Source organism: Flavobacterium succinicans LMG 10402 (assembly GCF_000611675.1).
GTDB lineage: Bacteria > Bacteroidota > Bacteroidia > Flavobacteriales > Flavobacteriaceae > Flavobacterium > Flavobacterium succinicans.
On the sequence record NZ_JATV01000008.1, the window covers coordinates 205,957 to 231,609 of the forward strand.

Genomic DNA, 25,653 nt, shown 5'->3' on the forward strand with positions numbered 1-25,653 from the left:
TAGTACGGATGACCGCAAATTACTTCGTCTGTTCTATCGCTCGAGTCGTGAATTATAGGAAACACTATTTCAGTATAGTCTAATTGTATTTTTGTCATATCGAGCGCAGTCGAGATGTAACGAGTGTTCTCGACTGCGCTCGAACTGACAAAATGGACTATTTTATAAGTTGTAGGTATTAATTTTGAAAAGATTTTCAGGGAGAATGGCCGCGAATGCACGAATTTTTTTTGGATAGATAGTGTGGGTTTCACCGCGAGGACGCTAGGGCGCAAGGAGTTGTTGGAGAAGATGGCCACTAATGCACGAATTCTTTTTGAAAATATGGTTTGAGTTTCACCGCGAAGACGCAAGGGCGCAAATAGTTGTTGGAGGGGGTATGGCCACGAAGGCACGAATTATTTTGATGTTGGGGTGGTTAAAAACTAAAAATATAGTTGTTTTCTGTTAAGAGTTGTCTGTTTTTATTGGAGGGGAAGTAGTTGCTCGGTATGCAAGATTAATGTTATCTTTGTCCCAACAATTTAGAGTGCCATTCTTTTTTGGCTCTAGCTTAGTACTACGTATGAATACCACACCTCCATCCAATGAAGATTGGTTGTTTGAAATAACACCCAAAAACAATTTTTTTTCGTTGCACCTCAAAGAGGTTTGGATCTACCGTGATTTGTTGTTGCTTTTTGTGAAGCGCGATATTGTTACGGTTTACAAACAAACGGTGTTGGGGCCTTTGTGGTACTTGATTCAGCCGTTGTTTACTTCTATTACGTTTACCATTATTTTTAATTCGGTTGCAGGAATCGAGACGGGTACCGTGCCACCTTTTTTATTCAATATGGCGGGGATTACCGTTTGGAATTATTTTACGGCCTGTCTAACGGGGACTTCGGATACGTTTCGGGCAAATGCTAGTATTTTTGGGAAAGTGTATTTTCCAAGAATTATTACCCCGCTTTCAATTGTGATTTCTAATTTGATCAAATTGGGGATTCAGTTTGGGATTTTCTTTGCTTTTTACGCTTTCTTTTATTTTCAAGGTGCTGCCGTAGCTCTACATTGGTCGGTTGTTTTTCTTCCTTTGCTTATTGCTATTATGGGGATTTTGGGGTTAGGGTTAGGAATGCTTATCTCTTCTTTGGTCACTAAATACCGCGATTTTACCCATCTGATAGGTTTTGGCGTACAGTTGTTGATGTATCTCTCTGCTGTCATGTATCCGTTATCTCTTATCGAAGATAAATTGCCAAAATACGGTTGGCTAGTGCATTACAATCCACTGGCGTATTGCATCGAAACAGCGCGTTATATGTTGCTGCAAGTCGGGTCGATTGCTCCTTCGGGACTGTGCTATACTGTTGTATTTACTGTAGTGATTTTCTTCATGGGGTTGTTGGTTTTTAATCGAACAGAGAAAAGTTTTATTGATACGGTGTAGCGTTGTGAGTTATGGGGTTTGAGTTGTGAGTTATGGGGTTTGAGTTGTGGGTTATGAGTTGTGAGTTATTGGGTGTGGGTTATGAGTTTTTGAGTTATGAGTTGTCGGATATGTATTAATATATTTAGGGTTTCAGTTATCAGTTTTGGGTTGGTTTTATAACAGTTTAGATTGTTATGAGTGATTATAAGAGTTATAAAGATTTAGATATTTACACCATAAGTTTGGATTTATTTTTAAAAGTGCATCCAAAAACTTTACAACTTCCTAAATATGAATTGTATGAGTTAGGGAGTCAACTTAGACGTTCTTCAGATAGTGTGGTTTCTAATATCGTTGAGGGTTACGGTAGGAGAAGGTACAAAGCTGATTTTATTCGTTTTTTAGTTTTTTCACATGCAAGTTGTATAGAAACTATTGGCCATATTTATAAAATAACCGTGTTGTATCCTAATTTGAAAGTGGAATTTGAACCCTTTATTCAGAAATACGAAAGTTTGGGAGGTAAGATTTTTAATTTTATGAGTTATGTAGAAAAGAATTGGAAGTAGTGATAGTTTATGAGTTATGGGTTGTGAGTTGTCCGTTAGATGAGTTATGAGTCACCTATAAACCCAACACTCACAACCCACAACCGACAACAAAAAAAATGAAAGACATCAATTTTGAAGTGCAACGAGGCGAAGTGTTAAGGATTATTGGGAAGAATGGTGCGATTTAGAATTTAAATGGTTTTAAAATTTAATTGTAACTTTGTATAAATGACGGCAAGATGAGTTATTCGGATAGCAATATAGTGGAGGCCTATTCTGGATTATTGGAGGGATTACCTTTTTTGAGTAAAATGAATTGATAGACTAGGTTAAGTCAATCGCTTAAAAAAGATAAAAAAGCAACTGAAAATGCTTTTTTTAATTCTTTTAGGGCATTTGCTTCAGAAAAAACAGCCAAGGAAATTACTACAGCTGTAAAATCGAGTAGAAAATTTAGAAGAAAAGAAATCAAATGCTGAGGCAGTATGTACTGATACCTCCATTTGTGTTTTCTTTTGCAGAGGAAGCTAGAGTTGAAATTTTTAAAATTATGAGAATAGCGGCGGAACAAAAAAAATTCATCTATGAATATTGGAGGGAAAGAATCCCTTCTAGTCAAGTATTTCTGTTTGGATCTAGAGTAGATGATTTAAAAAAAGGTGGGGATATTGATCTATTGATTTTGTCGGATAATAAAATACCACACAAGGATTTATTTAAAATGAAACAGTTGTTTTTTTCAAAATTTGGTCCACAAAAAATGGATGTAGTAAGTATGACCAAGCAGGATGAAAGCCTATTCAAAAATCATATCTTAAGCTACGCAAAAGTATTAAATTATGAATGAGTTATTAGAGAATCTTTCCAATCTTTTAGTATTGCAATGGAAGGGTTAGCTAAGTCTTTTGCGCATTGTAAGGCCATTGGTGTCAAAGAATATTATGAGTTTGAAGAAACTGAAGCATACGATGCTTTGATTATAAAGTTAACTAGGAATTCAGATGTTTTTTTCCAACAAATAATAAAAGGATATTTTAAGCTAAAAGGAGAGGATCATTTGTTTTTTATTGACAGACTGAACTTATTAGAAAAGATAGGGGTGATAGACAGCGCGGATGCCTTAATGGAGTTAAAAAGTTTTAGAAATCAAGCGGTTCATGAATATTCGGCTGTGGCCTTTCAAGAATTGTATGAAGAGGCCATACAATTGACTCCCTTTTTTCAAAAAACGGTCTCCGATTTTACTGATTATTTGAAAAAAGAAGGTTTGCTTTACTAGATTTTGTAAGAAGGCAGAAATTAGAGCATAGAATATAGAATATAGAAAAGAAATTCCAAATTCAAATAAAAGAATTAGCTGACAAACGATTCATGCTTCACAGCCCAACACCTACACCCCAATAATGCAAGAACAAAATACCACAAAAAACGCGGCTACACCCACCCCAATATCCAGTCAGACGACTCCCCTTTTTGGGGCCGAGGGGCTTGGGCCTATCCTAAAAGCCGAAAACATCTCCAAACAATACCGTTTAGGTACTGTTGGGACGGGTACGCTCAGTCACGACTTGAACCGTTGGTGGCACAGGATAAGAGGAAAAGAAGATCCGTATTTGAAGATAGGCGAAACTAATGACCGCAGCACCAAAGGCACATCCGACTATGTTTGGGCTTTACAAGATATTAATTTTGAGGTACAACGAGGCGAAGTATTGGGCATTATTGGAAAGAATGGAGCTGGTAAGTCCACTTTGCTGAAGATTTTATCCAAAGTCACCGCACCTACCACAGGGAGCATAAAGTCGAAAGGGAGAATTGCCTCCTTGCTCGAAGTGGGTACCGGATTTAATGGCGAACTCACCGGACGGGAGAATGTCTATTTGAACGGAGCTATTCTGGGTATGACCAAAAAAGAAATCACCGCCAAATTGGACGAAATCATAGCTTTCTCGGGTTGTGAGCGTTATGTAGATACTCCAGTTAAACGCTACAGCAGCGGAATGACCGTGCGTTTGGCCTTTGCCGTAGCCGCATTCTTAGAACCTGAAATACTGGTAATCGATGAGGTATTAGCCGTAGGTGATGCCGAATTCCAAAAGAAAGCCATTGGCAAAATGCAAGACATCTCCAAAGGCGAAGGTAGAACGGTTTTGTTTGTGAGTCATAATATGGCGGCGGTCAAGAGTTTGTGCACTAGGGGCATAGTGATGGAACAGGGGAGAGTGGTGTTTGAAGGGGGGATTGAGGAGAGTGTTTCAAGATATTATATGTCAAATTATGAGGATTCTGAAAATGATTTTTTAGGGATTTATAACTTTGAAATGCACAGGGACAAAAAGAATGAATATGGTATACTAAAGGCGGAGATGTATTGTAACGACCATCTAACTGATACCATTTATACAGGTTCTATCTTTAAATTGAAACTTTTTTTTAAATCTTCAAGAGATTTTTTTGAAGGTGAAATAGGAATCGTTATAAAAGATTCAGAGCAGATTTCTTATTTAGGATTAAACAACAAACATCTAGGTAATAGTGTTATTGTCAAGAAAGGAATGGGGATTGCGGAAATTTGCATCGAAGATTTTCCATTATACGCAGTAGGTGATTATTGGATTAATCTATATTTTGGGGATCAAGGCCCTGATTATGAATGTATTGAAAATGCTATAAAAGTAAAAATTATTGGTGAGGATATTTATGGTTCAGGTAGAAAATTAGATACAGCTTGGAATCGAATAGTTCATAAAAAAATTAGTATAAAAACAATATGATATTTCTTAAAAATTATTTGCTGATTTTGATCATTAAGATTTCAAACAAGTTTGGAAGAGGACTTGTTTTGAAGAAAAAAACATTTTCAAGTCAGTTTATTATGGAAAGAAATTTTCCAGAAAACGAAAGTTTTAATTTTATTCAGGTTGGAGCAAATGATGGAATTAGCTTTGATTTTTTGTATTCTTTTGTTGTAAAAAGAAAATCTAGGGGTGTAGTAATTGAACCAGTTTTTGATTACTTCGAAGAATTACAATATAACTACAAGGAGTTTCCTGAAATTATCAAGATAAATAAAGCGGTTCATCCTTATGAAAATGAAATTGTTATTAATAAAATCGCACCCAATGCAATAGATAAATACCCTGATTGGGTTAAAGGAGTTGCTTCAATTGATGTTGATCATCATTTAAAAACTGGAATTGATAGTAGTGATATTGTTCAAGAAAGGGTTGAGGCAAGTACTCTTATGGATATTTTGGAAACAAATTTTGATGCATCTTTTTTGGATTATTTTCAAGTTGATACTGAAGGTTTTGATTTTGAAGTTATAAAAATGATTGATTTTGGTGCGATAAGACCAAAAATGATTAAGTATGAATCTGTTAATCTTAGTAAAGAAGATCAATACAAACTAAAAGTTTTATTGGAGAAAAATGGATACTACTTATTTAAGGAGTTTGGAGACACTGTTGGAGTAAATTTAAGTAAGATAAAACTGTATTGATGATTCCAAAAGTTATTCATTTTTGTTGGTTTGGAGGAAAAAGTAAACCAAGACTTATTAAGGATTGTATTAGATCTTGGAAACGACATTTGCCAGATTATGAAATAATTGAATGGAATGAGGGAAATTCAGATTTATCACATCCATTTGTAAAAGAAGCATATGATTTAAAAAAGTGGGCATTCGTATCTGATTATATTCGATTAAAAGCACTGTATGATTTTGGAGGTATTTATCTAGATACTGATATGATGGTTTTAAAACCGTTTGATAGTTTGTTAATCAATACTTGTTTTTTTGGTGCAGAAGATTCAGAATTTATAAGTTGTGGAATAATTGGAGCAGAAAGGGCTAATTGGTTTGTAAAAATAAGTTTAAATCATTATGATAATTTTCAATTTTCAAAGGAATTGAATTTAGGCATGCATACTATACCTAAAATAATTACAGATATTTTCCGAAAAGAATTTAAATACTATGATAATTTTGATGAATTTGCGAAGTTTGATAATCTAACAATTTTTCCTCCCGAATATTTTTATCCTTTACCTTTTTCTGAATCTGAAAATGTGAAAAAATATAAAGAATACATTAAAAGTGATACTTTGGCAGTTCATCTATGGAACTCTTCTTGGATACAGTATTCTGAGTATACGTATTTAAGAAAGGGAGAATATAAAAAAGGGTTTGAAATTGTATTTGAAAATATAGTTTCAGAGAAGAAAATAAGTTGGAAATATATAAGGAAGATAGGTTCTTGTATAAAGGAATCTATAAAATTAAAAAAAAATGAATAACCCAAAGTCTCCATCATAATTCCCTGTAACAAATAGTATGTTTGGGTTGGATTAATTCAAAATCCAAAAAGATATATGTACATTTTTCTGTACATTTGTAAATAAAAACAAATCATGGAAGCAGTTAGTGTTACAGAGTTTAGAAACAATATCAAGAAATATTTGGATATTGCTAAAGAAGAAGAGTTAATTATTTATCGTTCCAAAAACGAATCTTTTGTGATAACGCCTCTGAAGAAAAGAGACAAAGATGAAAGTTTGTTGAGTCCAGCTCAAAAAAAAGCCATCGATGAGGCGTTAGAGGATGTAGCCAACGGTAATTTACATTCAAACGCGTCTGTTCAGGAAGAAACGAAGAAGCGTTTTCCTCACTTGTTCACTAGATAAATATGATAGCAATCCTGTGGACCAATCGTGCGAGAAATGATTATTGGCAAAATATATCGTACTTAGAAGAAAAATGGACTTTGAAAGAAGTTTATCATTTTATGGATAAAGTGGAGGCGTTACTTGATTTGTTGGCAAATGGCAATCTTGCGTTTAAAACTACAAATTATAAATTTGTTTATTAAGTTCCCGTTGCCAAACACGTGAGTCTTTTTTACAAAGTTGCTTCAGATAACTCGATCGAATTATTACGTTTTTGGAACTCCTATCAAGATCCTGAAAAATTCACATTATAGTCAGCACTTTTATTATGTCGCCATTAGTTTCCATAATTGTACCCTGTTACAACCAAGCCCCATATTTGTCAGAGGCATTGCAATCCGTATTAGAGCAAACCTATGACAACTGGGAATGTATTATTGTTAACGATGGTAGTCCAGATAATACAAAGGAGGTAGCCCAAGAATGGGTAAAAAAAGATGCTAGATTTATTTATTTGTATAAAGAAAATGGAGGATTGAGTAGCGCTAGGAATGCTGGTATTGCTATTGCTGAAGGAGAATTTATTCTTCCATTAGATTCAGATGATCGAATTGGTAAAGACTATACGTTATTAGCGATGAAAGCTTTTCAAGAAGATACTGATTTAAAATTGGTGTATTGCAAAGCAGAAAAATTCGGAGATGAATCGGGTAGCTGGAATTTACCTGATTTTTCCCTTTTGGAATTAGCTAGGCAAAATATGATTTTTTGTACTGCTTTTTATAGAAAAAAGGAATGGGAAAGAGTAGGAGGTTATGATGTTAATATGGTTTATGGGTGGGAAGATTGGGAATTTTGGATTACTGTTTTAAAACATGGGGGTGAAGTAAAATGTTTGGAGGAAGTTGGTTTTTACTATAGAGTAAAAGAGGTTTCAATGGCAAAGAAAATACTAGCAATAGATAAAAAAAGGCTAAAGGAATATATTTTAACCAAGCACATTGATTTTTTGGTCACTAGTTATGATACATTAATGGCTATAAATTATTCACATGTTTATAATCTTAGGAGTGAAAAATTTACAATTAATTTATTCACTCAAAATTTTTTTGGGTTTAGGATATTTAAACTTAATGTAAGTAAAAAATTAAAGCAATATTTTTCATGATTTCCCTCATCATTTGTTCCCGAACCACTGCATTGTCTGAACTTCTTGTTCAAAATATCGAAAGTACCATTGGGTGTAATTTCGAGTGGATTGTTATTGATAATTCTGAAAACCGTTATTCTATTTTTGAGGCGTATAATTTAGGAATCCAAAAGAGTAAGGGTAAGTATTTATGTTTTGTGCATGATGATGTTTTATTTCATACTCAAAGCTGGGGGCAAAGAATCGTTTCAATTTTTGAGAGTGATACTTCTATTGGTTTACTAGGTATTGCAGGAGCAAAAGTAAAGACAAAAATGCCATCAGCTTGGTGGGATTGTGATTCTCAATATATCAGGATGCATTTAAAACAGCATTTTAAGAATGGAGAAGTCAGAGATTGGACCATTGGTCATCAGACAGCGCCATTAGAGGAGGTCGTAGCTATAGATGGCGTTTTTATGATGGCAAGAAAAGACAATAGCATTAGATTTTTGGAAAGCCTTACCGGTTTTCATAACTATGATTTGAATTTGTCTTTTGAATATTTGCAAAAGGGTTACAAAATTATGGTAACCAATTTAATTTATATTGAACATTTTTCAATAGGCAAATTAGACGCCGCTTGGTATGCATCTACTCTAAAAATTCATAACCATTACCGTTCACTTTTGCCTAGGAAAGTTACTATATCGAACGATTTAAAATCATTAGAGTTTAAAAATGGTGCTCGCTTTTTGCAAGGATTGTGGGAGAATAGAATGTTTAATAAAGCTATTGTTTTTTGGATGCGATTGATTGTATTAAAACCTATAAGTAGATTTCATTTTCATTTTTTAAAAAACATAATGTCCTAAATGCTAGCCATAATAATTCCATACTACAAACTCACTTTTTTCGAGGCTACCTTGCAGTCTTTGGCTGCACAAACCTGTCAGGATTTTAAGGTGTACATTGGTGATGATGCTAGTGTAGAAGATCCTTCAATGTTGTTAGAAGGTTACAAAGGAAAGTTCGATTTTGTGTACCATCGCTTTGCAACCAATTTAGGAGGTGTATCTTTGACCCAACAATGGGAGCGTTGCATTGCATTATCGGGTAATGAAGAATGGTTGATGGTTTTGGGCGATGATGATGTTTTGGGAAGTAATGTAGTGGAAGCGTTTTATGAAAAATTGGAAGAAATTAAGCAAAATGGCTGTAATGTGATTAGATTTGCCACGCAAATCATAAATGGGGAGGGTAAATCAATTTCAGAAGTATATGAACATCCTAAACTAGAAAACGCTACGGATGCTTTTTGGAGAAGAATTAATGGGGACACAAGGAGTTCTTTGAGTGAATACTTTTTTTCAAGAGTTACTTATTCAAAATATGGATTCAAAGACTATCCTTTAGCATGGCATAGTGATGATATGGCTTGGTTGGAATTTGCAGATGGACAACCGATTTTTTCAATAAGCAATACGGTACTTTATATCCGGATGAGTAGTTTAAATATTTCAGGAAAAGAGGACAATCTCGCATTAAAAAAGGAAGCATCTTATTTTTTTTACGAGTCCATTGCAGCAGACTATTTATCTTATTTTGATAAAAAACAACGCATAAAATTATTAGCTAAAATAGAGAGCAAATTTTTTGAGCAAAAGCAAAAAGTTTTGTTTTTTGAAATTGTTAGATATCATTTGAAGTATACCACTCTATTGGATTTGACAAAGTTTTTTAGAAGGATTTACATTAATATTTAAACATATGGAACCATTAGTTTCTATCATTATTCCTACTTACAATAGGGCACACTTAATTAATGAAACGCTTGACAGTATATTGGCTCAAACTTATGTTAATTGGGAATGTATTGTTGTGGAAGATGGCTCCACAGACAATACAGAGGAGGTCATAAATAGCTATATAAAAAAAGATGCTCGTTTTCAATACCATCATAGACCCAAAGAGAGACTAAAGGGAGGGAATGCTGCTAGAAATTATGGTTTTGAATTATGTAATGGAGATTATGTTAATTGGTTTGATAGTGATGATGTGATGTTCCCTAATCATATTGAGTGTAAAGTTAATTTGATATTGAATTCAGATTTTGACTTTGTTGTTTGTAAAGGAGCTATCTATGAAAGTTTACCAATATTAGAACTGTCACCTTGGCCATTACATTTGAATGGGAATGTGTTACTAAATCATATAAGAGGTAGAATTTCTTTTGGTACAAATGGTCCTTTATTTAAAAAGGATTTTTTAAGGAATAAAGAATTTCTTTTTGATGAGACCTTAACAGATAGACAAGAATGGGAGTTTTTTAATAGGCTGTTGATGAAATATCCTAGTATTGCAATGTATGAGAATTCGCTGTATTATTATCGGAGTTTAAAAACAGGAATAAGAGGTCAAAATAATTTTGATAATAGTAAAAGTGGAGTTGTGGCAGAAAGATTAACTCTGTTAAATGTTAATAAGTATGTAACTTTTAATAGAGAGGAGGATTATATTTACAGAAAAATGGTGTTTAGAAGAGGATTGGATTTTTTTAAAAGTTTTCCATTAAAAACTAAAATTAGGTTACTCCCTTATATTTTGAATACATTTGTGATTGCTCTTAATTTAAACTTTTTAAAAGTTTATTTTCTAAATAAAAGTAGATAATCAATTTTATGTTTTGCTATTGATTCAATATAGTTTTAAATGAAAAATTTCTTTTTAGTCATCCCTACTCGAGATCGTATTGGTTTTCTTTCTAATCTGTTGTTAGATTTGAACGCTTTTGCCTCTTATATATCTCAGGTAGTTATAGTGGATCAAAGTATCGAAGATTACACCATTAATCTTGAAAAGCTGCAATTGAACTATTCATACACTTTAATTAAAAATGACCGAAGTCATTCCGTGAATCATTCTCGAAATCAAGCTTTGGCTTTTTATAAAGACGAAGAATGGTTGTTTTTTTTGGACGATGATTTACGCATACCCTGGCAGGCCTTTGAACAAATTGTTGACACTGTAAAGCCTAATGTTATTGATGTACTGATTCCTGGGATTCAATTTGATGGGATGAAAGAACAGGGGTTTGAGTATCACACTATTTTAGATACCATTGCTAAGCCTCATAATTTCTCAAAAGGGCGGTTTCGTTTACAAGTATGTTCGGGGCTCAATATTGTAAAAAGAGAGATGTTTAAGGAAGCGGGTTTTTACTTTGATGAGCATTTTACGATTTGGGGTGACGATTGGGATTACGGCATGCGCTTGTTGCAAGCTGGAGCGAACATCTATTTTGATCCGCGAATTTTGGTGGAGCACTTACATGCTCCTTCGGGAGGACAAAGAGACAAAGGAAAAACATTGGATGTTGATTTAGAAAAACAAAAACTCTATTTTTACTTTTATCGCAAACATTTTTCAAAAACGGTATTAAAACAGCAGTTTTATTTGAGGGTTATTGAAGGGGTTAAGATTTTATTTAGCTCGTTTAATATTTCACAGCTTAAGAATACTTTAAAAGGGTATAGGATGTCAAAAAATGAAAAAATGTATATATAAAATAAATGCTATTTTAAAATGAATATAAGAATGTTACTATATGGATTAAAAACAAAATTAGATAGAAGAACAAGAATTTTGATGTCTAGTTTATTTGAAAAAAGTAAGTTTTATAATCGATATGTTTTTTCGAAAATTTATAATGATGATTTATTCAATGTAAAAGCAAATAATAATTATTCTATTTCAAAATCTGGCCCAGGTTCTGATTTAATTCAAACTAAAGAAATAATTAAGATATTGCCTAATATTATTAAAAAATATGAAATCAAAAGTATTTTAGATATTCCTTGTGGGGATTTTTACTGGATGAATAAAATTGATTTATTAGACTCTGATTATATTGGCGCCGATATTGTTGATAGGTTAATAAAAAAAAATAAAACAACTTTCACTAAGGATAAAGTAAATTTTATTTCACTAGATATATTAAATGATCAATTGCCGAAAGTTGATTTAATTCTTTGTAGAGATTTATTTGTTCATCTAAAAAATGAACAAATAAAAGTAGCTATTCAAAATATAAAAAAAAGCGGATCCAAATATCTTTTAACAACTAGTTTTAAAGAAAAATTATCGAATTCTGAAAACACAGAAATAGGATACTGGAGGCCTATAAATTTGGAAATCGAACCTTTTAACTATAAAAATGTAATAGACGAAATTTTTGAAAATTGCACTGAATTAAACAAGAATTCTTCAGACAAATATTTATTGATGTTTGAGATTAGAGATTTATAGTTTTGGAAAAAAGAATTTTAATATTTGGCCCAATAGGAGATTTCGGCGGAAGAGAACTTGAAAGTGGGTTTATAGCTTCTGTTTTATCTTCAAAATTTGATGTAGCTATTTGTAGTAGTGGAACTATCTCAGAAAAATCCCAATTTTTTGATTTTAATAAAGGACTCAACGTTTTTTCTGTAAACCAATTGTTGTTTGATAAATATTGGATTATTCGAATTTTGGCCTACTTAAGCTTTTTAAAAAATAAATCTAAAGGAATTATAAGTAGCTATTCTAATAATTTAATTATTAAGCGTTTTTTTAATTATGAGAAAAAAACACAAATTGTTTTGGATGAATTAATAAGTGATTATGATTTAATATTTATATGCGCTCAGTTGACTTCTGGATTAATAGATGAGGTAATTAAGATTTCGAAAGATAAAGGTAAAAAAGTGATTTTTAGGACTACAGGTGCCATTACTGAAATTGATTTTGCTTTTATTACTGAAGTAGATTGTTTCATACATCATTCTTTAAATAATGCTAAAAGGATAGAAGATTATAAGCCGCATCGTTATGAAATTATTGATCAATGTGCTTATCATGAAAGAGACTTGTTGAAAATCCCAATTTTAAAAAGTAATGTAAAAACATTTTTAACTGTATCGCGATTAGTTAAAGAGAAAAATATTGATGTCATTATAAAAGCATTTCAAAAATCTAAAAGAGCTGGTGATAGGTTATTTGTTATTGGAGATGGTTTAGAATATGATAATTTGCTAAAAATAGCAGCAGTAGATGAAGATGTTATTTTTACAGGGTTAGTTTCTAATGCCGATTTATACAAATATTTTTCATTTGCGGATTGTGTAATTATTTCTTATTTTGAATTGGAAACAGGTCCTTTAACTGGGATAGAGGCAATGGCCGCATCTCGATTAATAATATCATCTCGAACTGGTGCGATGCAAGAGAGAATTCCATTTAATAATTTTTGGCATAATAATACAGAGTCAGATATTGTTGAGCAAATTAATTTGGTTAAACAATTAAATAATGTGGAGATTTTTGAAATGTCAAAAAATATAAGAAATAGGTATTTACAAGAGTATTCTTTGAAAAATATTGCACATAAATATTTGGATATCGTAGAAGCTATAGTTGTCAATTAAAAGATTTGTAGATTGAATAAAATTAATTTGCAAAAAAAAATAATTATAAATGAGAATAGGGATGAACCCTCAAAAGGAGGAAGGAAAGATTGAGATGAAATCTTTTCATAGAATTATTTTAGTAGTTTATATACCCAACGAAGAAGGATTTTATAAGAATTCTTTGGATGTGTTTAAGTTATGTTTAGATTCTTTAATCGTGACGATTAATTCAAGAGCATTAATAACAGTGGTTAATAATGGATCTTATGCTAAAGTGTCGAAATTTTTAGAAAAATATTTAAAAGATAAAAAGATTGATACTTTAATTACTCACAATGCAAATATTGGGAAAATTGATGCACAGATTGGTGCGGCAAGAGGGGCAAGAGAAAAATATATAACCCTATCGGATACAGATATTTTGTTCGTGAAAGGATGGCAAGAAAATGTTGAAAAGGTTTTTGAAAAATTTGAGAATGTTGGTTCGGTTTCACCAATTCCAGTGAGACACGCCATTTATTATGGTACAAGCTCTGTATTGAAAAGTATTGTTTTAAATAAAAATAAATTTAAGGAAATTCCAATTGCGGATAATTTTAATAACTATAATCGATATTTAGAAAGTATTAATTGGGATTTAGAAACGAATGAAAATGTCAAATGGCCTGTTGTGGAAAACGATGGGTTTGAAGCTGTCATTGGAAGTGGTCATCAAATTTTAACCATTGACAGAGATATATTATTCACCACAGTTCCATCCAATCCAAGTCTTATCCTAGTTGGAAACAATTCTGAGTTTAAGTATATTGATGAACCAATTGATAAATCGGGAAAGTTAAGGTTATCTACATTTAATAATTTTGCATTTCATATGGGTAATACAATTGAATCATGGATGGTGGAAGTTTATCAAAACAATATTAATAAAGATACATTTCAAACTAAGCATGCTTTTGAACATTACACTTGCCAATTTGATATACACAACACTAAAAGTAGCTTTAAAAAGTATAATCTTAAAAAAAGTATTATCAAGTTTTTTTTTCAATTGGTATTGAAAAAAAATAGTGAGTTTAAGTTGAAATAAGTTAACAAGAGTAATGTTTTTGACAAATGAAAAAAGTTTCTTGTCGCTTCTCTATCCTAATCACAACCAAAAACCGTTTGCCTGATTTGGTGTATACGTTGCAACGCATTCGGCATTTAATCGAAAGAGAGGACGTTGTTTGTGTGATTTGTGATGATGGTTCTCAAGACGGAACTTCGGATTACATACTGCAACATTTTCCAAATATTATCTTGCATACAAATGAACAATCTAAAGGTTATTTGTATTGCAGGAACAAAATGCTGAATGAAACCAAGGCTGATTATGCCATTTCACTAGATGATGATGCGCATTTTATTACAGCTGAACCATTAGAAAGCATTGCTGCCTATTTTGAAGATAATCCTAAGGTAGGCTTGCTAGGACTCAGAGTATTTTGGTCTAAAGAACAACCATCAACTGAGACTTCAAATGAAGTTCCTATCCGGATGAAAAGTTTTGTGGGTTGTGGGCATGTTTGGCGAATGACAGCTTGGCGCACTATTCCGAATTACCCTGAATGGTTTGTTTTTTACGGAGAAGAAGATTTTGCGTCGTATCAGTTGTTTAAAAAAAAATGGGAAATTCATTATTTGCCCCAAATTTTAGTCCATCACAGAGTGGATATCAAAGCAAGAAAAACCCAAGCGGATTATAGTCTTCGTTTAAGGCGCTCATTATGTTCTGGTTGGAGTTTGTATTTCTTGTTTTATCCTTTACAAAGCATCCCAAGAAAAATGGGCTACTCTCTTTGGATGCAATTCAAATTGAAAGTATGCAAAGGAGATTGGAGCGCTTTACAAGCAATCGTTTCGGCATTGTTAGATTTACTAAAGACTATTCCTAAAATTATAAAAAATAGCAACCGACTAACGGATTCGGAGTATGCAGCCTATCAAAAAATAGAAAATGCTAGAATTTATTGGGCACCCAAAGAAGAATAGCTTTGTAAAAACCGTGCAAATTGAAAATTGCGTTTTCAATTTGCGCGGTTTTATGATTTATTTGATTTAATTACTTGATAATCAGTGATTAATTGTGTTTTTTTTAAAGAATAGTGCTTTTATTCTTTTAATCTGTCTTTCGTTTCTGTTTTTTTTGTTTTTTAAATGGTTTTTTAATTAAATTTGTGCAAATTGAAAATGTAATTTACAATATGCGTGATTTTATCCAAAGAAAGATAGAAGCTACTATTCAATAGTATCTTAAAATATTTCCAGTTGTTGCAGTTTTAGGACCTAGACAATGTGGTAAATCTACGCTGGTCAAAAACTTGTCTCAACATTGGGGGGCTTCGTTGTTTTTGGATTTGCAATATGATGCTGATTTGGGGAAACTCGATCAGCCGACTTTTTTCTTTGCATCCAATGCCGATAAAATTATCTGTTTGGATGAAATTCAGTTGGTTCCACAATTGTTTTCGGTTTTGCGAAGCGTGGTGGATCAAAATCGTCAAAATGGAAAGTTTGTGTTGTTGGGTACTGCTTCTCGGGATTTGATTCAACATACTTCAGAGAGTTTAGCAGGTAGAATTGGAATGGTGTATCTGTCGCCTTTTACCCTCAATGAATTGGATGATTTGCGAAATTTTGACCTCCAAAAGTTTTGGTTGCGTGGTGGTTTTCCAAATAGTTATTTAGCAGACAGTGATGATTTAAGTGGGATTTGGCGGGATAATTTTATTAAAACGTTTGTAGCCCGCGATATTCCGCAGTTGGGTTTTCAAATTCCAGCCTTGCAGTTGCGTCGTTTTTTAATGATGTGCGCGCATCACCAAGGGCAATTGATTAATTATTCCAAATTAGGCGAATCTTTAGGTTTGACCCATCCGACCATTCGTCGCTATGTCGATTTGTTGGAGCAGACCTTTATTTTGAGGACGCTTCCTCCGTATGAAGTGAATGTGAAAAAACGCTTGGTGAAAGCCCCAAAGGTTTTTGTTCGTGATTCAGGGTTGTTACATCAATTATTAGCCATTTCGGATTTTAATGCACTGCTTGGCCATCCAGTTTTTGGTGCTTCTTGGGAAGGAGTAGTGATCGAAAATATACTAGTGAATTATCCAGATTGGGATTGTTATTTTTATCGTACCGCTACAGGCGATGAATTGGATTTGGTCTTAGAAAAAGGGATGCAACGTCTTGCTATTGAATGTAAGGCTTCTACTGTACTAAGTTAACCAAAGGATTTTATCGTGCGCTAGAAGTAGTACAACCCCAACAAACGTTTGTCATTATCCCTGCGCCGGTTTCTTATGAAATAGCTCCAAATATTACAGTATGTGGATTATCGGAGTTTTTGAGACTTTAACTTTGTCAAAGTTTTGAACTTTGACAAAGTTAAAGTTTGCTTTTGTTATCTTTGACCGCCAAAAATACCGCATTTGAAAACGATTGCTATTATTCCCGCTCGAGGTGGCTCGAAGCGACTGAAAGATAAAAACATCAAAGTCCTTAATGGCTTGCCTTTGTTAGTGCATAGTATTCGGTATGCGCAACAATTCCCTGATCTTATTGATGGGATTTATGTCAGTACCAATGATGCCTTTATTAAAGCCGTAGCCCTTACTTATGGCGCTCAAGTGATTGATAGACCCGAGGCTTTGTCGGGTGATCATGCCACCACCATTTCGGCACTACAACATGTTTTGGATAACGTTTCTGATACGGTACAACACGTTGTTTTATTGCAGCCCACTAATCCTTTACGTCCTGATGATTTACTGCCTGAAGCCCTGAAGTGCTACCTCGAAGGAAAGTACGAGAGCTTGTTTACAGTGAGTCGCAATCACCAAAAATTAGGGAAAATTATCGAAAATCAATTCGTTCCCTTTAATTACGAATTAGGCCAACGGAGTCAGGATTTAGAACCTTTGTATTTCGAGAACGGTCTGCTCTATGTGCTGCAATCGGATTTGATTCGACAAGGCAAAATTATGGGAGCACATTCCTTACCCTTTATCGTAGACAATCCTTTTTCAGAAGTTGATATAGATACCCAAGCCGATTTTGATTATGCAGCGTATTTGATGGGAAAAGTGAAGAAGTGAGAAGTGAGAAGTGAGAAGTGAATAGTGAGAAGTGAATAGTGAGAAGTGAAAAGTAAGAAGGCAGAAGATAGATTTGAGAAGGCAGATGTGAGATGATAGACGAAAGAAGAAAAAAGCGAAAAAGAAAACCGACAACAGACAACCGACAACAGAAATAATGAATCCCTACATAGAAATAGCAGGTAGAAAAATAGGTCCAGATTATCCTCCTTTGGTGATTGCCGAAATTGGTATCAACCACGAGGGGTCATTGGAAGTGGCCAAAGCAATGGTAGATGCTGCTCAACGAGCGGGAGTTGAGGTGGTGAAACACCAGACCCATATAGTTGAAGATGAAATGGCAGGAGCAGCCAAGAATGTAATTCCAGGCAACGCCGATGTTTCTATTTACGAAATTATGGAGCGTTGCTCGTTGGATGAAGCAGATGAATTGGAATTGAAAAAGTATGTGGAAAGTAAAGGGATGATTTTTATTTCAACGCCTTTCTCTCGTGCCGCAGCCGAACGATTGAAAAAGTTTGATATACCCGCATATAAAATTGGATCTGGGGAGTGCAATAATTATCCGCTTCTGGAGCATATTGCCTCGTTTGGTAAACCAGTTATTTTGAGCACTGGAATGAATACTATTGAAAGTATTCGCAAAGCGGTGGCTATTTTTGACCGCCATCAAGTGCCAGTAGCTTTGTTGCATACGACCAATTTGTATCCGACGCCGATACATTTGGTCCGATTGGGAGCTATGATTCAAATGCATGATGCTTTTCCAGACAAAGTATTCGGATTAAGCGATCACACTTTGAATAATAATGCTTGTTTGGGAGCAGTCGCTTTGGGCGCTAGTATTTTGGAACGTCATTTTACGGATCATATGCAGCGCACTGGACCCGATATAGTTTGCAGTATGGACGAGTTCACTACCAAAGAATTGATTGTTAGTTCGAATGAAATTTGGCAAATGCGAGGTGGTGTAAAAGCACCTGCAGAAGAAGAGAAAGTAACTATAGATTTTGCCTTCGCTACCGTTTGTGCTATTGCGGATATTAAAGAAGGTGAGCTATTTACCAAAGACAATATTTGGGTGAAACGACCTGGTACTGGTGCCATTTTAGCGGAACATTTTGAATCGCTATTAGGTAAAAAAGCAACTCGAGTTATTGCAAATGATGAACAGTTGCGTTGGGAAGATATTCAATAATAGTAAGTTGTGTTTTGTAGCCTATAAAACAATTTTAATGATTGCAACAAAAAAAAGCCGATTAAGAGAATTAGATTTTTTGAGAGGAATAGCTATTCTTTTAGTTTTATTTAGACATCAAAAGTTGTTTGATTTTACCAGTAAAATGGGTTGGATTGGTGTCGATCTTTTCTTCGTTTTAAGTGGTTTTTTAGTTTCAGGTTTGTTGTTTCAAGAGTATATAAAGTTTGGGAATATCAAACCTAAATTGTTTTTAATCAGAAGAGGATTCAAAATTTATCCAATCTATTTTTTGTTTTATTTTCTATATATTACACCTAAAATTATTAAACATCAATTTGAATGGAAAGGATTGTTCTCTGATTTTTTCTTTATTCAAAATTATGTTTATGGTTGGGGATACGCCTATGTTCCGAGTTGGTCATTGGCTGTCGAAGAGCATTTTTATTTTGGATTCGCATTGTTATTTTGGTTCGCTATTAAGAATAACTTTTTTGTTTTTAAAAATAGTTTTAGAGTTTTTACGCTCAGTAAATTTGAGCTTTTATTAGTTTCAATTATGGTATTGACTTTAATAATGCGATTGATTAGCGCTTTTTATTTTACTGAAAATGGTAGCAGAAACATCACCATGACGCACCTTAGAATGGATTCTCTTTTAGCAGGAGTCTTACTATCCTATTGGTATTATTTTAAAAAGGATAAACTACTGCAATTTTTTACAAGTAATAAAGTTAAATTATTGATTTTAGTGTTATTATTGCTTTCATTTACGCCATTTGTTGATTTTGAGGAATCCTTTTTTGTAAGGACTTTTGGTTTTACTTTTCTTTATGTGGCTTTTGGAATTTTAATAGCACATTTTCTTACTGATGTAAACATAAATACCCAATTGGATACTTTTTTGTCAAAACCTATGACCGATGGGATTAGTAAAATAGGATTCTCATCCTATTCCATTTATATTATTCATGGATTTGTGAATTGGATGTTTGCCTTGATTAATACCTACATTTTAAATAGTTGTATCAACCAAACGTTTACTTTTGTAGTAACTTCTATTCTAAGCGTGCTGAGTGGGATGTTTATGACTCTTTATATTGAAAATTATTTTTTAAAAATGAGGAATAAGTATTATCCAAGTCGGATTGATTAACACTTTTAAAATGAAAAAAATAGTATTTCTTACCGGTACTCGTGCCGATTTTGGTAAAATAAAATCATTGATTTCAATTCTGGAAGTACATCCTGAATTTGAAGTTTTTGTTTTTGTGACGGGTATGCATTTACAGGAAGAATACGGCTATACTTTATTAGAGATTGAACGTTGTGGTTATAAAAACATTCATACTTTTTCTAATCACACACACGAAACGACTATGGATTTGACTTTGGCCAAAACCATAGAAGGTTTTTCGGGATATGTAAAAGAAATACAACCTGATTTAATTGTCGTTCATGGGGATAGAGTAGAGACTTTGGCGGGAGCGATTGTGGGGTCTTTGAGTAATATTTTGGTAGCACATATAGAAGGAGGAGAAGTGTCGGGCACCGTCGATGAATTGATTCGTCACAGTGTGAGTAAATTGAGTCATATTCATTTTGTTTCCAATACGGAGGCGGCGCAACGACTGCAACAAATGGGTGAAATTAAGGAATCTATTTTTACTATCGGTTCACCAGATATTGATATCATGTTCTCCGATCAGCTTCCGGATCTAGCCGTTGCTAAAAGCTATTATCAATTGGATTTCGAAACCTACGCCATTGCCATGTTTCATCCTGTAACCACAGAGATTGATCAGATGGAAGCCTACGCCCAAAACTTCGTAGCCGCTTTGCTTGCTGATCATCATAACTATTTGGTGGTCTATCCAAATAATGATTTAGGCAGCCGATTGATTTTGAAAGCCTACGAAGGGTTGAAAGGGAATCCTAGATTCCGCATTATACCTTCTTTGCGTTTTGAATATTTCCTGACCTTACTAAAAAACAGTCAATTTATCATTGGTAACAGCAGTGCTGGGATTCGAGAGGCCCCTTATTACGGTATTCCTATTATCAATATAGGAACTCGTCAACAAAATAGGGCTGTTCATGCGGATATCCTTCATGTAGATTATCAAAAAGTTTCTATTTTAGAGTCGCTTAAAGCTATTGATTCTCACGCCATAACCATCTGTGATTCGGATTTTGGACAAGGGAATAGTGCTAAGTTATTTTTAGATTGTCTACAATCGGCAACAATTTGGAATAGTAATCATCAGAAACAGTTTAGGGATTTGTACAATTAACCCTGTCAGAGTTCTGAACTCTGACAAGGTTCTAGGGTTGAAGAAAGAGGTTAAGGATGTTTAAATTGGAAAAAAAGAATTACGGATATGGTTTTGTAGGAATTAAAATTCGTTTATATTTACTTTAGTCGCTTTATTTCTAGTTTTTTGAGGGTTTTAAATCCTAAAAGGGCTATTTGAGATAAAGGATAGAATGACTTGAAGTAACCTATAAAAACAAGGATGGTAAACGAAAAATATAAAAAAGAGCCGCTAGTCGCAGGAAATTATTACCATATCTATAATCGTGGAAATAATGGGCAGGATATTTTTTTTGATTCAGGGAATTATGACTATTTCTTGAAGTTGTACCACCAATACATTTATCCCATTGCGGAAACCTATGCTTGGTGTTTGATGAAAAACCATTTTCATTTGTTGGTATACCTACGAACAGAAAATGAAATTTTAAAGGATTTTTTGGAATATTCTACTGTTGAGAGTCCAAAAACTTTGGATCCATCTAAACAATTTGGGCATCTATTTAATGCCTATACACAAGCTATCAATAAGCGATATTCTCGGACAGGTGTTTTGTTTGAGAAACCATTCGAAAGGAAGCTAATTACATCAGAAAAATATTTGAATAATCTCATTTACTACATTCATAATAATCCGGTTCATCATGGTTTTGTTAAAACAATGGCTGACTATCCTTGGTCATCATACGGGAGTATGGTGTCGGATAAACCCACGAAGTTGCAAAGAGATGAGGTTTTAGAAATGTTTCTTGGTCGTCAAAATTTTGTAGACTACCATGCGAAAGAACAAGTAGTTAATGATGTTATAGAATTTTTAATAGAGTAAGCTGTAAATTTCAACCCTGTCAGAGTTTTGAACTCTGACAGGGTTAAAAAAAAATAACTAATGACAACAAAACCCAAGATATTCATTCTTTTACCCGATGGTATTGGACTTCGAAACTTTGCCTATTCGGAATTTCATACCATAGGAGAAAAAGAAAATTTCGACCTCGTGTTTTGGAATAACACCCCATTTGATCTAACGACACTTGGTTTTGCAGAAATTAAAATCGGAAATTCTAAATCACATCCACTAACCGAGACGTATAAAAATGCTCGCAAGCAAATAGAATTAAATCTTAATATTCGAAGGACTAAAGACCGCGTTTATGACACCTATCGCTTCCCTTTTTCTTATGATACAGTAAAAAAGACGGTTAAAAGCAGTGTCACTCAATTCATGATTTTTACACATTCTTCTTCATTTGGATTGACTCGTATTCGGAGAAAAATCAAAAACAAAGAACGTAAAACCTTGTATTATCACCAGTGTTTGGAAACTTTACAAAAGGAACGACCAGCCCTTGTTTTTTGTACCAATCAGCGTCCGATGACCGCTATTGCTCCTTTGTTGGCGGCGCAAGAATTAGGTATTCCAACAGCCACCTTTATTTTCTCTTGGGATAATTTGCCCAAAGCGACAATGGTAGTCGAAACAGATTATTATTTTGTTTGGAGTGATTTGATGAAAAAGGAATTGCTATTGTATTATCCTTATATCAAAGCATCGCAAGTTTTTATCACGGGAACCCCACAGTTTGAGGCGCATTTTGATCAAAGTAAAATCCTTTCTAGAGAAGATTTTTGTAAACAACATCACTTGGATTTTGATAAAAAATACATTTGTTATTCGGGTGATGATGTGACTACTTGTCCTGATGATCCCAAATATTTAGAAGATGTGGCTATAGCTGTTCGTGAATTGAATCAAAAAGGGCATGCACTAGGTATCGTTTTTAGACGTTGTCCAGTTGATTTCTCTACTCGTTATGATCAAGTCTTGGAAGACTATAAAGATGTAATTACTCCAATTGCTCCTCTTTGGGAACGAATCGGAGAAGGTTGGAATACTATATTGCCTACTCCTGATGATATTGCGCTACAAAATACAACCATTGAGCATACGGAAATGGTTGTCAATTTGGGTTCTTCTATGGTATTTGATTATGTGGCGCATCACAAACCGTGTGCGTTTATTAATTACGATGTTGCTCAAAAAAAACTAAGAAATTGGTCGGTTAAAAAAATATACCACTATGTTCACTTTCGTTCGATGCCTAATAAAGAAGCTGTTTTATGGATTAATAGTCCAAATGAAATCTCGGCTATCATTGAAAAAGGAATCACAACACCTTCATCAGTAATCGAAAATGCCCAAAAATGGTTTGAAGTGATTAATCAACAGCCACCGCAAGAAGCTTCTCAACGTATTTGGAAAGCCATAAAAACTATCATTTCTAAAGAATAATGCTTTTCTTTGCAAAGCAAAAATCAATTCAAATCAGTACTACTGCATTATATGTAATTTACCTAATGATTTAGTGGAAATTAGTGTAATTAGTGTTAGTTTTTTTTAATATAAAATATGTTTTTCAACTCCTTGGCGTTTGCCATTTTTTTACCTATAGTCTTTTTCTTGTATTGGTTTGTTTTTAATAAAACTAAAAACACCCAAAACGCTTTACTGATACTTGCCAGTTATTACTTCTATTCCTGCTGGGATTGGCGGTTTTTATTTCTGTTGGTTTTTTCTACTTTTTTGGATTATTACACAGGTATCCGAATCGAAAAAAGCACCAATGATAAAGGACGAAAGTTTTGGTTTTGGCTTAGTATTGTGGTCAATTTAGGATTTTTAGGGGTTTTTAAATACTTCAATTTTTTCTCTGATTCGTTTGCTCAACTACTTACTTCTGTTGGGTTTAAAGCGAGTCCAATACTGCTTGATGTGATTCTTCCCGTTGGGATATCCTTTTACACCTTTCATGGCTTATCCTATGTAATTGATATTTATTACAAGCGCATCAAAGCGGAGTATAACTTTGTCGATTATTCTTTGTTTGTGAGTTATTTTCCTTTGTTGGTGGCAGGACCTATCGAAAGAGCCACCCATTTGTTGCCACAGGTTAAAGTACATCGTAGTTTCGATTTGGAAAAAGCTAAAGAAGGCCTGGCCCAATTCGTTTGGGGATTGGTCAAAAAAGTGGTCATCGCGGATACTTGCGCTACTTATGCGAATGCCGTTTTTGATAACTATCCGGCTATGAATTCGCTATCATTGATACTTGGCGCTATTTATTTTGCATTTCAAATTTACGGGGATTTCTCAGGCTATTCGGATATGGCTTTAGGAATGTCAAAACTGTTTGGCATTGATTTGTTGAAAAATTTTAACTATCCCTATTTTTCAAGAGACATCGCCGAATTTTGGAGACGCTGGCACATATCGTTATCGTCTTGGTTCAGGGATTATTTATATATTCCGCTTGGAGGGAGTCAAGGTGGAATGTGGTTCAAAATTCGCAATACCTTCATTATTTTCTTAGTGAGTGGTTTTTGGCACGGCGCTAATTGGACTTATGTCGTTTGGGGATTACTCAATGCTGTTTATTTTCTACCTTTATTAGTAATGCAAAAAAACAGGAACAATACAGGTCCAGTAGTAGTTAACATCGATTGGAAGGGATTACAAACTGTAGTAAACATCTTGATTACTTTTCTTTTAAGTACTATTGCTTGGATCTTTTTTAGAGCGAAATCCATAACCGATGCGGTTTTGTATTTAAAGCAACTGGTTTATAATGGTGATTTTAGTTCGCAATATTTGTCTAACGAACGGTATAATTACGAAATACTCCTTTTGATTGGTGCTTTTGTAGTGGTAGAATGGAACAACAGAAACCGAGTGGAGCCCTTATCAGGACGCTATAGTCTTGTGAAATTTGGTTTAGCCATCGCAGCCATTATGGCTTTAGGTACTTTTTCGGATTATAAGGAGTTTATTTATTTTCAGTTTTAAGGTATAATTTTAACCCTGTCAGAGTTTCAAACTCTGACAGGGTTAGTTAAAAACAAGAAATACAAATGAAACAATTTTTACTATATACATTTAAAATACTACTACTCACGATAGCTATCGCTGTGGTATTGGATTTTGGCTATACCAAAGTTTTTTTGCAATCCTCAAATAGAGGGAAAATTGAAAAAGTATTCAATTCCAAAGGTGAAAAGTACGATGTAGTTATTTTAGGATCCTCACGAGCGAACAATCATTTTGTGGCGCCCATGTTTGAAGATAAAGGGTTGAGAACCTTTAACTACGGAATGAGTGGAGGCCATTTGTTTGAAGCTTCGTTATTGTTAAAACTAATGATAGAACGCAACTATCAAATTAAGAGTGTAATTTTAGAAGCCGACTTGAATTTGTCAAACGACCATCAAGCGGAAGGGATTTCGGCTAAATTCTTACCGTTTCTCCACGAATCCGAAACGATTAAAAATCATTTTAAAAAGGAAAACGATTTTACAGAGTTGTATTGCATCCCATTTTACCGTTATGTGAAATACGATGCCAAAATAGGAGTACGAGAAACTTTCTTTACTGCAGTGGGAAAGACTACCTCTCAGATGGAAAATAAAGGCTATTATCCTTTGGGACAAAAGCCCAATGCTAATATGAAGAATAACATTGCGAATTTGAACCCTTTATCAAAGAATCAGTATTATTATGAGATTAAGCAACTTTGTGAACAAAAAGGAATTAAATTTATCGCTGTAATGACTCCAATGTGTGAAAACACCAAAGGAATGGATTATTTTGATAAGGTGAAAAAACTATATCCAGAGATTCATAATTATGAAAATGTAGTATCAGAAGATCGGTTTTTTTCTTCTTGTGGACATCTCAATGATGCTGGAGCTCGATTGTTTACGGAGAGGGTTTTAAAGGATTTTTTTAATAAATAATTTCT

27 protein-coding genes are annotated in these 25,653 nt (G+C 33.8%); all 27 read left to right on the forward strand.

What is annotated here, in order from left to right; translation table 11 throughout:
* The first annotated feature begins 565 nt into the window (after nucleotides 1-565).
* The 27 genes from AO58_RS0109970 (at nucleotide 566) to AO58_RS0110105 (ending at nucleotide 25,648) form a co-directional block, all read left to right on the forward strand.
* Nucleotides 566-1,435 (forward strand): ABC transporter permease, encoded by an 870-nt coding sequence (locus AO58_RS0109970; protein WP_024981571.1) that lies wholly within the window; start codon nucleotides 566-568, stop codon nucleotides 1,433-1,435.
* Nucleotides 1,436-1,611: 176 nt separating this feature from the next.
* Nucleotides 1,612-1,986 (forward strand): four helix bundle protein, encoded by a 375-nt coding sequence (locus AO58_RS0109975; protein ID WP_024981572.1) that lies wholly within the window; start codon nucleotides 1,612-1,614, stop codon nucleotides 1,984-1,986.
* A 487-nt stretch (nucleotides 1,987-2,473) separates the two neighbouring features.
* On the forward strand, nucleotides 2,474-2,815 hold the full coding sequence (locus tag AO58_RS0109985; protein WP_162150401.1) for a nucleotidyltransferase family protein: 342 nt from the start codon (nucleotides 2,474-2,476) through the stop codon (nucleotides 2,813-2,815).
* Between the two features lie 36 nt (nucleotides 2,816-2,851).
* Entirely contained in the window at nucleotides 2,852-3,247 is a 396-nt protein-coding gene (locus AO58_RS0109990) for a hypothetical protein (RefSeq protein ID WP_024981574.1), read from the forward strand.
* A 124-nt stretch (nucleotides 3,248-3,371) separates the two neighbouring features.
* Nucleotides 3,372-4,742 (forward strand): ABC transporter ATP-binding protein, encoded by a 1,371-nt coding sequence (locus tag AO58_RS17605; protein ID WP_024981575.1) that lies wholly within the window; start codon nucleotides 3,372-3,374, stop codon nucleotides 4,740-4,742.
* On the forward strand, nucleotides 4,739-5,470 hold the full coding sequence (locus tag AO58_RS0110000; RefSeq protein ID WP_024981576.1) for an FkbM family methyltransferase: 732 nt from the start codon (nucleotides 4,739-4,741) through the stop codon (nucleotides 5,468-5,470). The genes AO58_RS17605 and AO58_RS0110000 overlap by 4 nt, the downstream gene beginning before the upstream one ends.
* Nucleotides 5,470-6,267 carry a glycosyltransferase gene (locus AO58_RS0110005; protein ID WP_024981577.1) on the forward strand — a complete coding sequence of 266 codons (798 nt, stop codon included), beginning with the start codon at nucleotides 5,470-5,472 and terminating at the stop codon, nucleotides 6,265-6,267. The genes AO58_RS0110000 and AO58_RS0110005 overlap by 1 nt, the downstream gene beginning before the upstream one ends.
* A 114-nt stretch (nucleotides 6,268-6,381) precedes the next feature.
* On the forward strand, nucleotides 6,382-6,654 hold the full coding sequence (locus AO58_RS0110010; protein ID WP_024981578.1) for a type II toxin-antitoxin system prevent-host-death family antitoxin: 273 nt from the start codon (nucleotides 6,382-6,384) through the stop codon (nucleotides 6,652-6,654).
* A gap of 2 nt (nucleotides 6,655-6,656) precedes the next feature.
* On the forward strand, nucleotides 6,657-6,839 hold the full coding sequence (locus AO58_RS17610) for a hypothetical protein (protein ID WP_051536667.1): 183 nt from the start codon (nucleotides 6,657-6,659) through the stop codon (nucleotides 6,837-6,839).
* A gap of 125 nt (nucleotides 6,840-6,964) precedes the next feature.
* Entirely contained in the window at nucleotides 6,965-7,804 is an 840-nt protein-coding gene (locus AO58_RS0110020; protein WP_024981579.1) for a glycosyltransferase family 2 protein, read from the forward strand.
* A complete protein-coding gene (locus AO58_RS17140; protein ID WP_024981580.1) occupies nucleotides 7,801-8,640 on the forward strand; it encodes a glycosyltransferase in 840 nt (279 codons plus the stop codon). Before AO58_RS0110020 ends, AO58_RS17140 begins: the two co-directional genes overlap by 4 nt.
* Nucleotides 8,641-9,531 (forward strand): glycosyltransferase, encoded by an 891-nt coding sequence (locus tag AO58_RS0110030; RefSeq protein WP_024981581.1) that lies wholly within the window; start codon nucleotides 8,641-8,643, stop codon nucleotides 9,529-9,531. It abuts the gene before it with no gap.
* Nucleotides 9,532-9,535: 4 nt separating this feature from the next.
* Nucleotides 9,536-10,438, forward strand: coding sequence for a glycosyltransferase family 2 protein (locus AO58_RS17615; protein WP_024981582.1), 903 nt, complete (start codon nucleotides 9,536-9,538; stop codon nucleotides 10,436-10,438).
* A gap of 39 nt (nucleotides 10,439-10,477) precedes the next feature.
* Nucleotides 10,478-11,332, forward strand: coding sequence for a glycosyltransferase family 2 protein (locus AO58_RS0110040; RefSeq protein ID WP_024981583.1), 855 nt, complete (start codon nucleotides 10,478-10,480; stop codon nucleotides 11,330-11,332).
* A gap of 18 nt (nucleotides 11,333-11,350) precedes the next feature.
* The gene (locus AO58_RS17150; protein WP_139225527.1) at nucleotides 11,351-12,073 is read left to right on the forward strand and encodes a class I SAM-dependent methyltransferase; all 723 of its coding nucleotides are present in this window, start codon (nucleotides 11,351-11,353) and stop codon (nucleotides 12,071-12,073) included.
* Nucleotides 12,074-12,075: 2 nt separating this feature from the next.
* Nucleotides 12,076-13,230 carry a glycosyltransferase family 4 protein gene (locus AO58_RS0110050; RefSeq protein WP_024981585.1) on the forward strand — a complete coding sequence of 385 codons (1,155 nt, stop codon included), beginning with the start codon at nucleotides 12,076-12,078 and terminating at the stop codon, nucleotides 13,228-13,230.
* Nucleotides 13,231-13,279: 49 nt separating this feature from the next.
* Entirely contained in the window at nucleotides 13,280-14,299 is a 1,020-nt protein-coding gene (locus AO58_RS0110055; protein ID WP_024981586.1) for a glycosyltransferase, read from the forward strand.
* 26 nt (nucleotides 14,300-14,325) lie between these two features.
* Nucleotides 14,326-15,243 carry a glycosyltransferase family 2 protein gene (locus tag AO58_RS0110060; RefSeq protein WP_024981587.1) on the forward strand — a complete coding sequence of 306 codons (918 nt, stop codon included), beginning with the start codon at nucleotides 14,326-14,328 and terminating at the stop codon, nucleotides 15,241-15,243.
* A gap of 266 nt (nucleotides 15,244-15,509) precedes the next feature.
* Nucleotides 15,510-16,478 carry an ATP-binding protein gene (locus AO58_RS17155; RefSeq protein WP_255211333.1) on the forward strand — a complete coding sequence of 323 codons (969 nt, stop codon included), beginning with the start codon at nucleotides 15,510-15,512 and terminating at the stop codon, nucleotides 16,476-16,478.
* Nucleotides 16,479-16,682: 204 nt separating this feature from the next.
* Nucleotides 16,683-17,348 carry an acylneuraminate cytidylyltransferase family protein gene (locus AO58_RS0110070; protein ID WP_024981588.1) on the forward strand — a complete coding sequence of 222 codons (666 nt, stop codon included), beginning with the start codon at nucleotides 16,683-16,685 and terminating at the stop codon, nucleotides 17,346-17,348.
* Nucleotides 17,349-17,505: 157 nt separating this feature from the next.
* A complete protein-coding gene (locus AO58_RS0110075; protein WP_024981589.1) occupies nucleotides 17,506-18,546 on the forward strand; it encodes an N-acetylneuraminate synthase family protein in 1,041 nt (346 codons plus the stop codon).
* A 37-nt stretch (nucleotides 18,547-18,583) separates the two neighbouring features.
* Nucleotides 18,584-19,702 carry an acyltransferase family protein gene (locus tag AO58_RS0110080; protein WP_024981590.1) on the forward strand — a complete coding sequence of 373 codons (1,119 nt, stop codon included), beginning with the start codon at nucleotides 18,584-18,586 and terminating at the stop codon, nucleotides 19,700-19,702.
* A gap of 10 nt (nucleotides 19,703-19,712) precedes the next feature.
* Nucleotides 19,713-20,840 (forward strand): UDP-N-acetylglucosamine 2-epimerase, encoded by a 1,128-nt coding sequence (gene neuC / locus AO58_RS0110085; protein ID WP_024981591.1) that lies wholly within the window; start codon nucleotides 19,713-19,715, stop codon nucleotides 20,838-20,840.
* Between the two features lie 222 nt (nucleotides 20,841-21,062).
* Nucleotides 21,063-21,686 carry a hypothetical protein gene (locus tag AO58_RS0110090; RefSeq protein WP_024981592.1) on the forward strand — a complete coding sequence of 208 codons (624 nt, stop codon included), beginning with the start codon at nucleotides 21,063-21,065 and terminating at the stop codon, nucleotides 21,684-21,686.
* 60 nt (nucleotides 21,687-21,746) lie between these two features.
* Nucleotides 21,747-23,150: a glycosyltransferase family 28 protein gene (locus AO58_RS0110095; RefSeq protein ID WP_024981593.1), complete on the forward strand. Its 1,404-nt coding sequence runs from the start codon at nucleotides 21,747-21,749 to the stop codon at nucleotides 23,148-23,150.
* A gap of 117 nt (nucleotides 23,151-23,267) precedes the next feature.
* Nucleotides 23,268-24,701, forward strand: a complete 1,434-nt coding sequence (locus AO58_RS0110100; protein WP_024981594.1) for an MBOAT family O-acyltransferase — start codon at nucleotides 23,268-23,270, stop codon at nucleotides 24,699-24,701.
* Between the two features lie 65 nt (nucleotides 24,702-24,766).
* On the forward strand, nucleotides 24,767-25,648 hold the full coding sequence (locus AO58_RS0110105; RefSeq protein WP_024981595.1) for a hypothetical protein: 882 nt from the start codon (nucleotides 24,767-24,769) through the stop codon (nucleotides 25,646-25,648).
* The last annotated feature ends 5 nt before the right edge of the window (nucleotides 25,649-25,653 follow it).